This is a genomic window from Glaciecola sp. 33A, from assembly GCF_002836745.1.
Lineage (GTDB): Bacteria > Pseudomonadota > Gammaproteobacteria > Enterobacterales > Alteromonadaceae > Glaciecola.
In genome coordinates, this window is the sequence record NZ_PJAR01000042.1 from 372,206 (window position 1) to 384,168 (window position 11,963).

Annotated in this window: 7 protein-coding genes and 2 pseudogenes; 7 read left to right on the forward strand and 2 right to left on the reverse strand. The window is 40.5% G+C overall.

The window, feature by feature from the left end:
* Positions 1-18 precede the first annotated feature (18 nt).
* A complete protein-coding gene (gcvP, locus tag CXF81_RS14305; RefSeq protein WP_101182015.1) occupies positions 19-2,943 on the forward strand; it encodes an aminomethyl-transferring glycine dehydrogenase in 2,925 nt (974 codons plus the stop codon).
* 1,125 nt (positions 2,944-4,068) lie between these two features.
* On the opposite strand, the gene CXF81_RS20520 is transcribed toward gcvP, so the two are convergent.
* Positions 4,069-4,194 (reverse strand): hypothetical protein, encoded by a 126-nt coding sequence (locus tag CXF81_RS20520; RefSeq protein ID WP_255409451.1) that lies wholly within the window; start codon positions 4,192-4,194, stop codon positions 4,069-4,071.
* Between the two features lie 230 nt (positions 4,195-4,424).
* Between CXF81_RS20520 and CXF81_RS20365 the strand changes: the two genes are divergently transcribed.
* Both CXF81_RS20365 and CXF81_RS14320 read left to right on the forward strand, forming a co-directional pair.
* Positions 4,425-5,063: a DUF4114 domain-containing protein gene (locus tag CXF81_RS20365; RefSeq protein WP_232771938.1), complete on the forward strand. Its 639-nt coding sequence runs from the start codon at positions 4,425-4,427 to the stop codon at positions 5,061-5,063.
* A gap of 1,081 nt (positions 5,064-6,144) precedes the next feature.
* Positions 6,145-6,375, forward strand: a pseudogene (locus tag CXF81_RS14320) (transposase); the annotation flags it as partial.
* Between the two features lie 522 nt (positions 6,376-6,897).
* On the opposite strand, the gene CXF81_RS14325 reads toward CXF81_RS14320, so the two are convergent.
* Positions 6,898-7,377, reverse strand: a complete 480-nt coding sequence (locus tag CXF81_RS14325; protein WP_101182017.1) for an IS30 family transposase — start codon at positions 7,375-7,377, stop codon at positions 6,898-6,900.
* 267 nt (positions 7,378-7,644) lie between these two features.
* On the opposite strand from CXF81_RS14325, the gene CXF81_RS14330 reads away from it, so the two are divergent.
* The 4 genes and pseudogenes from CXF81_RS14330 to CXF81_RS14360 form a co-directional block, all read left to right on the forward strand.
* Positions 7,645-8,775 (forward strand): hypothetical protein, encoded by a 1,131-nt coding sequence (locus CXF81_RS14330; protein WP_101182018.1) that lies wholly within the window; start codon positions 7,645-7,647, stop codon positions 8,773-8,775.
* Positions 8,776-9,621: 846 nt separating this feature from the next.
* Entirely contained in the window at positions 9,622-10,581 is a 960-nt protein-coding gene (locus CXF81_RS14345) for a calcium/sodium antiporter (RefSeq protein ID WP_101182021.1), read from the forward strand.
* A 201-nt stretch (positions 10,582-10,782) separates the two neighbouring features.
* A complete protein-coding gene (locus tag CXF81_RS14350) occupies positions 10,783-11,304 on the forward strand; it encodes a YqhA family protein (protein ID WP_101182022.1) in 522 nt (173 codons plus the stop codon).
* 373 nt (positions 11,305-11,677) lie between these two features.
* Positions 11,678-11,963 (forward strand): annotated as a pseudogene (locus CXF81_RS14360) (hypothetical protein); the annotation flags it as partial.

The window sequence follows — 11,963 nt, forward strand, 5'->3', positions numbered from 1 at the left end:
TTTTTAGGTCGCCAGTATATGAATAATTCAAATACACCTGCTTCGTTGTTGGATTTAGAACAACCGAACGATTTTATCCGCCGTCACATCGGTCCAGGCAAGGGTGAAATGGAAGAAATGCTGTCGTTTATCGGCGCTGATTCATTAGACGATTTAATGCAGCAAACTGTGCCCGTCGGTATTCGTTTGCCTGAGCCGCTTAACGTGGGCGAGGCGCAAACAGAAGTGAATGCACTTGCTGAATTGAAAGCGGTTTCAAAAAAGAACGTGATTAATCGTTCCTTCATCGGCATGGGTTACAGCAATACATTTACGCCTAACGTTATCTTGCGAAATGTACTGGAGAATCCGGGCTGGTATAGCGCATACACCCCTTATCAACCAGAAATTGCACAAGGTCGATTGCAAGCCATACTCAACTTCCAACAAGTGACGATTGACCTAACAGGCTTGCCATTAGCATCTGCTTCATTGTTAGACGAAGCGACTGCTGCAGCCGAAGCCATGGGGTTGGCTAAACGCGTTTCTAAAAACAAAAAATCGAATAGCTTTTTCGTTTCACGAGGTGTTCACCCACAAACACTAGATGTAGTAAAAACACGCGCAGAGATGTTTGGTTTTGAAATTATTGTTGGTGAAGCACTCGACGCTGCAAGTCACGATGTGTTTGGTGCGCTATTGCAATACCCAAGCTCAACCGGCGAAATTAAAAATATTCAGCAAATAATCACTGATGTGCAAGCAAATAAAGGTATTGTTGCTGTTGCTTCAGACCTAATGGCGCTAACCATGTTGACGCCTCCGGGTGAACTTGGCGCTGATGTCGTGCTAGGAAGCGCACAACGCTTTGGTGTGCCAATGGGATATGGCGGTCCACATGCTGCATTCTTCGCCACCAGAGACGAATATAAGCGCTCCTTGCCAGGTCGTATCATTGGCGTCTCAAAAGACACACGCGGTCGTCCTGCATTGCGCATGGCATTGCAAACGCGTGAGCAACATATTCGCCGCGAGAAAGCCAATTCAAACATTTGCACAGCTCAGGTATTGCTGGCGAATATGGCCTCGTTCTATGCTGTGTATCACGGTCCAGTCGGCATAACGACTATTGCTAATCGTATTCACCGCTTTGCTGATATCTTAGGTGTAGGCCTGGTTAGTAAAGGTGTTGAACTAGCACACGATACTTGGTTTGACACACTGACAGTGAAAGTTGTAAACAAAGCCGAAACCTTACAAAAAGCATTAGCGAAAGGTATGAACTTGCGTGCTGATCTTGAAGGCACCGTGGGTATCAGCTTTGATGAAACCTCGACGCGCCAAGATATTCTAGATTTGTTTGACGTACTCATTGGCGAAGGACATGGATTGAGTGTTGAAGCGCTCGACTCACACATTATAGCGAATGGATCAACGTCTATTCCGCAAGAATTAGTGCGCACCAGTGCATTTTTAACCCATAAAGTATTTAATAGCTATCATTCAGAAACTGAAATGTTGCGCTATATAAAGTCGCTTGAAAACAAAGATTTAGCCTTAAACCACAGCATGATTTCATTGGGTTCTTGCACAATGAAGCTGAATGCTGTTGCCGAAATGATCCCGGTAACGTGGCCTGAATTTGGTCAACTGCACCCATTTGCCCCGTTGAATCAAGCACTTGGTTACAAGCACATGATTGACGAACTCAGCGATTGGTTGATTAACATCACCGGTTACGATTCATTATCCATGCAGCCAAACTCTGGCGCACAGGGTGAATATGCGGGTTTGCTGGCCATTACTCGTTATCATGCGAGCTTGGGTAATAGTCACAGAAACGTCTGCTTAATTCCGCAATCAGCACATGGAACTAACCCAGCTTCAGCACAAATGTTGAGCTTAAAAGTGGTTGTTGTTAACTGCGATGCGAAGGGTAATGTTGATTTAGCTGACCTTCGTGCTAAAGCCGAAGAAGTAAAAGATAACTTAAGCTGTGCGATGATCACCTACCCGTCAACTCACGGTGTATATGAAGAAACAGTCAAAGAAATTTGTGACATAGTGCATGAGTTTGGTGGACAGGTTTACATGGATGGCGCAAACATGAACGCGCAAGTGGGCGTGACTTCACCCGGCTTGATTGGTTCTGACGTGTCGCACTTGAATTTACACAAAACTTTCTGCATTCCACATGGTGGTGGTGGCCCGGGTATGGGTCCTATTGGCGTTAAGGCGCACTTAGCACCATTTTTGCCTAGCCATACTTTAATTGGTTTGGAAGCAGGTGGTACTGGTGAGGATTTAGGCACCAATGGCGCTATTTCAGCAGCCCCATGGGGCAGTGCTTCAATTCTCCCTATTAGTTATATGTACATTAAAATGATGGGTAGCGAAGGCTTGAAGAAAGCCACTGAAGTTGCGATATTGAATGCTAATTACATTGCCCAGAAGCTTGAAGGCCATTATCCGATTCTTTACAAAGGCAATAATGGTCGTGTAGCCCACGAATGTATTATTGACCTACGTCCGTTAAAAGAAGCCTCCGGTGTGACTGAAATGGACGTTGCCAAACGCTTAAATGACTATGGCTTCCACGCGCCAACCATGAGCTTCCCAGTAGCCGGTACGCTAATGATTGAGCCAACTGAGTCTGAAGCCAAAGCTGAGCTAGATAGATTCATTGAAGCAATGGTGTGCATTCGTCATGAAATAGCCAAAGTAGAGTCAGGTGAATGGGATGCAACAGATAATCCACTGCATAACGCACCTCATACATTGGCTGATATTTGTGATAATAATTGGACCAGAAGCTATGACCGTAAAGTAGCCGCTTATCCAGTTGATGCGGTTGCCAAAGATAAGTTTTGGCCAACAGTGAATCGTATTGATGACGTTTATGGCGACAGGAATTTAATTTGTTCTTGTCCTGATTTAGATAGTTATCGGGATTTTGCTGAGTAATTGTCAGTTTTAAATAAAGTTTGTGAAGGGCCCTTGGGCCCTTTTTTTATAAAAACTTTCGATCGGATCCAGCTGATCAGCAATATTATAGATTTTGAACGAAAGTTATCGTTTGGGAATGCTATTGAAGATTGTGATTTTCGACTTCTGATTAAGAGCGAATTTAAATCAAGTTAGCTCTTTTTGGCCGGTCGGGTAAAAAAGCTGAGTATTTTTTAAATTAGACTTGGTCCACCTCTCACTGTTTTTTAAGAGCGATCATCAACCATGGAGATTGGAAATTTTGATGGGCTGTTGTACCTCTAAACCAGTCATTCAGCCCGTCGTTAATTACGCCTCTTTTTGCCAGACTTGTCTGCACACAATTCAAGGATGAACGAATGTGCTGGCAGTGCAACTCAGTGAGCAATATAAACGCCACCGACCATGGGAAAGTGCGCTATGAATTGAAAACCCCCTATCAGGATGGCACTCCGGAAACCGGCTAGCACATATATATTTTTGACCCCATCGATTTTATTGGCAAATTAATCGCTCTCACTCCACCACCAAGACTCAACCTCACCGAGTGCGAGAAATGCTAAAAGCACAATGTGACGATAATTGCCTGCATTACCGCCGGTGACCGCTCAGACCTACCATCATCCACAAGATATTGTCGCATGACAAAGAAGAAATACCTTGATGCTTTAACAATCCATATTCTGAGGCAGGGCGCTTAGCATCTCACTATCAAGTTTTCAGTACTAACAGCCAGCTTATTCACTAACCTCAACGACAAACATGTCGCTAACTTCTCCAACACCACAAATGAGTAAACACAAAACTACCCTCAATTGCAGCTGTCACTAGAGGCTAGTCGATAGCGTTAATTTATCCTATACTCCCATATAGTTAGCATTGTTAAGTGTTGGGAGTAGCCAAATCGCTTCATGTGTAAAAAAATCAGACACTCCATTTTAATCTGCGTGCGGTTGACAGTTAATTCTGAGCTAATACCCGAAAAAATCTTGTTGGATTGAGCCTTCTTGGTGAAATTAGAGCCGCGAATTTGTAAATAAAATCGATGAGATTAAAAAACACATGAGTGCCATCGCAGTGAATTGTTTTCAATTCATATTGCAGTTATCCGTGTTGAGTAACGCTAACACGCTGCCCACCAATTGCTATTTGATAGCCAATGGATGCCCCTTGTAGTTGCCACAAAGTATATTCATCATCTACGGGTACGATAAGTACACTGTTTTCCATATACCGTTCCACTAAAGCGACTTTCTTTAGGTATCAGGCAGTGCGTTGGCTAAAAGTAACTGTGTCAGGTTATTTTACACTTTTATAATTTAACATTAATCAAATTTAAATAATACTTGTTAATTCAGATGGTTATACTTTTGGCATTATTAGTGCATAGTAAAAGTCAAGACAATAATTTGTCTAAAAACAGAATACATATATAAACTAATCAAGCAAAGGACATCACTATGAAACCATTTAAAGGAATAGCTGTAGCGGTAATACTACTCGCATCTTCGTTACAAACTGTTTATGCCGTACCGATTTTTTCGGACCTAGTTGCAACCGTCAACAATAATAATGGTGACCCAACCAACGGGGCAAATATAACCGAAGCCAATTTTAACAGCACCGCCCTCAGTATGGATGATTTTTGGACGGCGATGTCCGGCAGCAAAATGAAGTTTAGATCGGAATTATCCGGATACGGTAACACAATGGGTATTGCTGATGCAGACGGTAACAACAAAGTAGAGTTTTTGAGCGAAGGAACCCAACCAGGTGCTTGGTCGCCTTTTACGCCAGGATATAGTCCATTCACTTTCTATTTGAGCACCAATACCAGCCCCAACAACAACTATTGGTTCAGTGCTGAAAGTCTGAATTCTGATTTAGAGAATCATCTCTTAGTTTTTCAAGCCGCGGATAATTCAAAGAAGTTTTTGTTTTTCTGGGATGACCAAGATACTGCCGGTAACAGTGACCGCGACTACAATGACTTCGTAGCGAAAGTTCACGGTGTTGAACCTGTTCCTGCGCCAGCTTCGTTGCTTCTTTTAGGCTTGGGGTTAGCAGGACTTAGTTTAAGCCGTCGTAAAAAGAAATAAATTTTACAATCCTATACTTTCCATATTGATAATGTACAACGGCTCCTATAGGGGCCGTTTTTTGATTTTATTTTGACGTCTACAACGCGATTTTGCATATTTGCTCTCGTTGAAAGACTAAACAATAAAAAGAGATATTCATCTTCTATTCAAATAATTAATTGCTTAAGTTAACGGCAAACTAATCTGCCTCGAAAATAATATAAAGATAAAGTTAACAATATTAGTACACGTAGTATCTCAAAACCTTCTCGCGTTTGCCTGCATCTAATTTTGTCGAACGCAGCTATATGAAAGGTGAGATGAAGGACAGTTTTGACCAAGTTAATATACAGTCGAAATATATAAAGTTGCTAAATGAAAAAATAGAATGCGTAGCTCTTGAAGAATTCAATCAAATGAAGTTCAACTTAAGAGAAGCAATGAAAAGCCACATACTTCAAACACGGTCATTATTATTCAAAAAGTTATTTCAGTAATAAATATTTATGAAGTTATAGTTACTAATACAATTATCTGAAATGAAGTGGTAATGCAATTATGACTATCGCTAGATCCCATCCTAACAAGTCTGCCCAAACATCATGACACAAGCAGGAGGCATCAAATATCAACGCGACCTCAGACAAGTAATTTATATTCTTACGTAAGAAAATATGGCAACTTGTTCGAGATATATTTTTTATTTGAGGTAATAAGATAGGTCAAGATAGTTTGCCTACTGTGAGGTTATCGATTTATGGGGGGATTACCGAAACAGATGTAACTTATTTCTTTTAGTATTTTTGAAAGATAATATTTATCCTACTTGATGTTAATAACACATTTAAACGTGAATAATATTAAACATACATATTCGATGGGTAAATTAAAATTCCAGTTTACTAAAATGTGGAAACTAGTAATTATCGTCGCTTTATTTATGTATCACATCTCGTAAGTAAGATGAAAAAAGCCTTGAAAAATACAATTATTTTGATTGCTGATAGACCTTACTAGCCAGCAATGAAAGCGAGTATGGACAGCTAGCCAACACAAGTGGATTTTCTTTATACGCAGTCACTTCGTGTCGAGGTAATTCGCTAACGCGGATGAGCCTGACAAACTAGAAAGGCTAAGCCGTTACATCAGTCGCCCTGCCATTAGCGAGCAGCGCTTGAGCATGACTGACCATGGGAAAGTGCGCTATGAATTGAAAACCCCCTATCAGGATGGCACTCCGGAAACCGGCTAGCACATATATATTTTTGACCCCATCGATTTTATTGGCAAATTAATCGCTCTCACTCCACCACCAAGACTCAACCTCACCGAGTGCGAGAAATGCTAAAAGCACAATGTGACGATAATTGCCTGCATTACCGCCGGTGACCGCTCAGACCTACCATCATCCACAAGATATTGTCGCATGACAAAGAAGAAATACCTTGATGCTTTAACAATCCATATTCTGAGGCAGGGCGCTTAGCATCTCACTATCAAGTTTTCAGTACTAACAGCCAGCTTATTCACTAACCTCAACGACAAACATGTCGCTAACTTCTCCAACACCACAAATGAGTAAACACAAAACTACCCTCAAATGCAGCTGTCACCAGAGGCTAGTCGATAGCGCTAATTTATCCTATACTCAATTAGGCTAATTTGATTTTTACGGGCTTGAGGCATAAGTCACCATCCGTTGGTTTTTAATCCTTATTCAAGCCTAGGATAAGGCCTGATTTTTAGCAAGTTGGAATGGGTGTCCTGCTGCTCAATAATGGTTTGCCACTCTTGCGACGAACGTCGTCTCATACTCTACTCCTTGGATAATCAGGATGAGTATTGTGATCTGCTAAAACAATTGAAGGAATGCGGGGTTTAGCGGACGCTTACGAAGCTGTTCTTTCTCTGGCAGTAGCAACGTAATAATAGCGGCCGTAACAACCTCAGCATGCCTTGATGGAACATGTGCAATAAGTGTCTTTTTACTAACGCGGTCAGCTAATGTCACTAGGACTCCTTTATGACCTTTACCAATAACAGTATCAGTATCAGCTTCCCAATCACCTATGCGTATTTTCTCATCAACAATAATTGGTCTTTTATCTATCGATATACGCCCGATAATTTGACCTCTAGTCTCTGATGAGCCTGTACGTTTCTTATAAGCTTTTTTATGGCGAAGGTGTTTATTAAGTTTGCCTCCAGAGGCTTCGTCTTTCTGAATAAATCCATAAATAGTCGTAGTGCAGATCATCGTAAGTCCTTCACCTTTGAATCGGCCTTGTATCTGCTCTGGACTCCACTCGTGCTTGATGTTCTCAGTGATCAACGCTTATACATCGGCAGTTAGCTTTATATGCCTAGGTTTATTTCTGTTACTCCTTCATAAATCTGGTATCGTTCTTCTTCGGTCAGTCGTGTATATCTCTGGCATAGTGTTCTCACATTGGGTTTTAGTCGACCGTGAGTTTCGCCCACTGGCCTTCAAAATTCTATGTGTCGCACTCGCGACTGAAATCTGTGAGTTATATTTACCTTAATTTGCTCACGACAAAAACCTAATACACTCTTATAAAAATTAATGGAGAAAGCTGATATGTTCAAAAATTTAAATTTAGCAAAATTAACTACGATAACCTTGCTTTGTTTGCTCATTCCTTTTTCTACTGCTAATGCTCAACATACCAGAGACCCATCACGACTCAGCCTACAATCATTTTTAGCAATATACGCGTGTGCCATCAGTGGGCATGGTGCTTGGATGTGGGAAAGCCCAAGTGGTGCCGAACATGTCAGATGCTCAGGCCCACCAAGTCATGCAGCAAATTTAATGCCTGCCATGTCTAATGTCTCAACCAGAAGCCAGACTCAGAACTCTCATTTCATGCTAATAAATGTTGTTTATGATGATTTCGATGACTATTTAGTTGTAAGTAATCCATACGGTAAGGTCAGTTTACGAAAATATTCAAGCTCAGAATTACAGCTTATTAAACCAAAGTTACGCGATAAAACATTTTCTCAACATGTGGGTTTTATTTATAAAACAGATCCGTCTAATGTGCCAGCACAGGATAATATCGCTGAATATTTGGCTCTAATCAACAACCAGCAAATTCACCCATATGTATATACGGCACCAAACCTCACAGCGCCCATCTATGCTGCCGGCATTCCCCTTATGACTTTTTGCAACTCTTTTCCATCATGCCTGTATAAACAAGAACAATTGGAACGATGGTATATGGGCAATTCGCTTGAATTAGGTCCACAAACTGCTACTCTTGCTCACAATCGTTTACCAGATGAGTGTAATCCGTTTAAAGACAATTTCCGGCCCACTCACACTGTCGATGGATTAATCGTTGCGGAGCTGCATAATGATTTACGATATCTGAGTGATCAAAACTTACAAGACATTAAGGATAAAGGTTTCAATTTAGAACCTCTGTATGAGCTTTCATTCGATAAAAATTGGGATGTTGATCCTACAATTATAAGAAACAATCCAAAAGCTCCACGAAAAGCTATTGTCCAGCCAACTAACGGCAATGACAACACCTCAATTTCTTCACTACTTAAAACTGAAGCCTACTATTCAGATTTAATTCAAAACAAACTTATCGTCAAAAATCTTTCTGCTCCAAATTGTAAACTTACTTTTCCCCCAAAAACTATTGATGATGTACGAAAAAATAATAAGAAAAAACCGGTTGGTCGAAGTTAGAAAATCAACTACAAAAATTGGGTAGAACTATGCAGTTGACTAATTCAATAAGCGAATGAAAGCTTGGCCCGAGAGAACTTTCGTTGATACTACTGAACCGAGCTTGTTGAAAACTTTTGATGTATAAACTATATCTTTCATTAGATTCAAAAGGGGCTTTTATGAAAAAGTTACTAACTTGGACAGTGGTTGCCCCCCCTTAGTATAGGATTACTCTGGTTCACCGCATATTTAGGGGTAACTAAACAATGGATTCTAGCGGAAGCATATACAGCTCGTGATATTACTCAGGAATATGTTGCAACAAAAGAAGCGCTTAAATCTATTGAAAAATACATGTTAATTGTTCAGGGCAAAAGAAAAAAATAACTCACAAATGTAATACTAAATTACGGTAGGTATATGAATCGCGGATTTCAGTCGCCAGTGCGACACCGCTTAATTGTGCTACTAAACACATAGCATCGTAAACCTCATTCGGTGTTTTATAACCAAGTAATTTCCTTGGCCTGTTGTTGAGCTTATCTTGGATTAAGATTATCTCTTCATCAGTCACTTTATCTAACTCTGTCCTGCTAATTCAACCGCAACAAGGGGACGTACGTTGTTCAAAAAAATATGAGAAGTTTATGTCTTTTCCTACCGTTAGTAGATATTGTAATGAGAGTTTTTGTGGCAGGAGCGGATAGGCATTGTAAGAAAGTATATGGTTACACATAAAAAGAATTAAATAGACTCCCTTAGCGCAGTGTTACTGTCCGTTAACTCGGTCTTATATTAAAGCCTGTATGCAAAGTGTGTTTTCTCTGAAGGCTTATTTAAATTTAAACTAGGGGCCTACGAATCATGATTAATCTTTTGTTTTTATTACTCGGCGTTGGTTTACTTACCATTGGTGGTGAGGCTCTGATCCGTGGTTCATTGGCTGTCTCGAAGCGCTTTGGTGTGTCGCCATTACTCAGTGGTCTAGTTATCGTAGGTTTCGGCACTTCAGCGCCAGAATTGGTGGTTTCCGTAAATGCAGCCTTAAATCAACAGCCGGATATTGCGATTGGAAACGTAGTGGGTAGTAACATAGGTAATGTTTTACTTATCCTAGGGATATGTGCTCTCATCGCGCCTATGACAGTCAAGCCGTTGGCATTACGCAGAGATGCTGTGATTGTAGTTGCTGCTAGTATATTCTTTTTGGTTTTAGTTGGCGGAAGCTCCCTAGGTCGCGCGGATGGTGTGTTCTTGCTAATTGCCTTACTCGTATATTTAATATGGGCTTATCGAAGTGAACGCATCCATACACCCTCTGCGGAACTAAACATAGCCGAGGCTGAAGAAGTTCACGAGTTACCAAAATCAGTAGGTTGGACAGTAACGGCTGTGGTAATTGGGCTACTGCTGTTAATCTCAGGGTCACAGGTACTGCTTATTGGAGCTGTTGGTATTGCTGAAAGTTTAGGAGTTTCCGAGGCGGTTATTGGCTTGACACTGGTCGCTGTTGGTACATCTCTTCCCGAGCTTTCAATTTCTGTGATTGCTACTCTGCGTCGGCACGCTGATGTGGCTATAGGAAATATACTTGGTAGCAATATATTTAATTTACTTGGAATTTTAGGCGTCTCTGCTTTGCTTCAACCGCTTCCGGTGCACATGAGAATTCTGCAATTCGACCAATGGGTCATGCTTGCATCATCAGTATTACTATTTCTATTTTTGTATACAGGGCGTCGCCTAAGCCGATTGGAGGGTGGAGTACTCTTGACTGCGTACGGAGTTTATTTAGGACTAAGTTTTACTGCATTCGAGGGTTAACGATAAATAACTATGCTTCCACAACTCTGTTAGCATAACAAATGGCTGTTGCGGAGGTGGCGCATAGCAAAGGTTATAAGAACTCTGATTAGCAAGCAGATGATTGTGAAATGAGTTTTAAATGAATTAGCATAAAGTGACTTTTACCGCAGTTAAGAGCTGCAATTTAAAAATTTTTGTTTTCAGTTGGAGCGTGACTTAGTGAAAAAATTAGAATCAGTTTTCGAACACTTTTTATGGAACTCTAGATTTTTGGTTCTAATACCGGTGATTACAAGTTTGCTGGGTTCTTTAGTACTATTCATAGTAGGTACGGTTGATATAATAATGGTAACTATCAAAAGCATTAATTACTACCTTGGCCGTGAAACTCTAGATATTCATGACTTTATTGTTACCGACATTATATTAGCGATAGATATTTATCTGATTGCCATTGTCTTACTTATCTTTGGTGCAGGTATATACAGACTATTTATCTCTCCGATTGATGAATCTGAAGCCAGTGAAATTAAACATCCATTTAACATCCAGTCTTTTGATGAGCTGAAAGATAAGATTGTCCGAGTAGTCATTCTTGCGGTAATTATTGAGTTTTTTAGAGCGGTTGTGGACATTAAATTTTCAACCGCTCAAGATGCAATTTACTTGGCATTATCTGTTTTTGCACTTGCAGCATCTCTATATCTTATGAATAAGAGTCATAAAAGTCCCCCCGAGTAATTAGTTTATGTGCTTACTAAAGTAAATCAATTACATACAAGTTACTTAAGACCATTGTAAAAAGCGTGCTGGGACAAATACTCACGAGGCTTCACCTAGCAATGTGCACATTTGTCCTACCAAAAAGGTTCATGTCCGTGTTTGAACTATAGATCAATTAAAAGCTAAAATCGCCAATGTTTGTGGTCGACAAAACGTAACCAAACGAGTGAAGATCGCAATGGCAGGTAACTGCCCAGACCGTGTAAAAACGATTGATCACCTTTTGGTCTAAGCTGACAATTCTTATGATCAATCAGTCTTAGTAAGCGATCCAATTTAAAAGCTAAATTTAGTATAATGAAATGGTCAGCCAAACCAGAGGAAATCTGCAATGTCTCACCATATTAAAGGTCAATCAAGACCGCAAACAACGCTTTTCCCTGAAGCAATTGATGACTTTGTTACCCAAGACAATCCAATAAGAGTCATCGATGTGTTTGTTGGCCAACTTGATTTACTCGCTCTTGGTTTCGAGGCAGTTAATGCTAAGCTAACTGAAAAAGAAGTGAATGAACACCCTGATAAACAAGTGTCACAAACTGACCCAGATGCCTGTTTAATGCATACGCATCACATGGAAAGACGCGTTTGTTACAACGTGCAAAGCGCAGTGGATG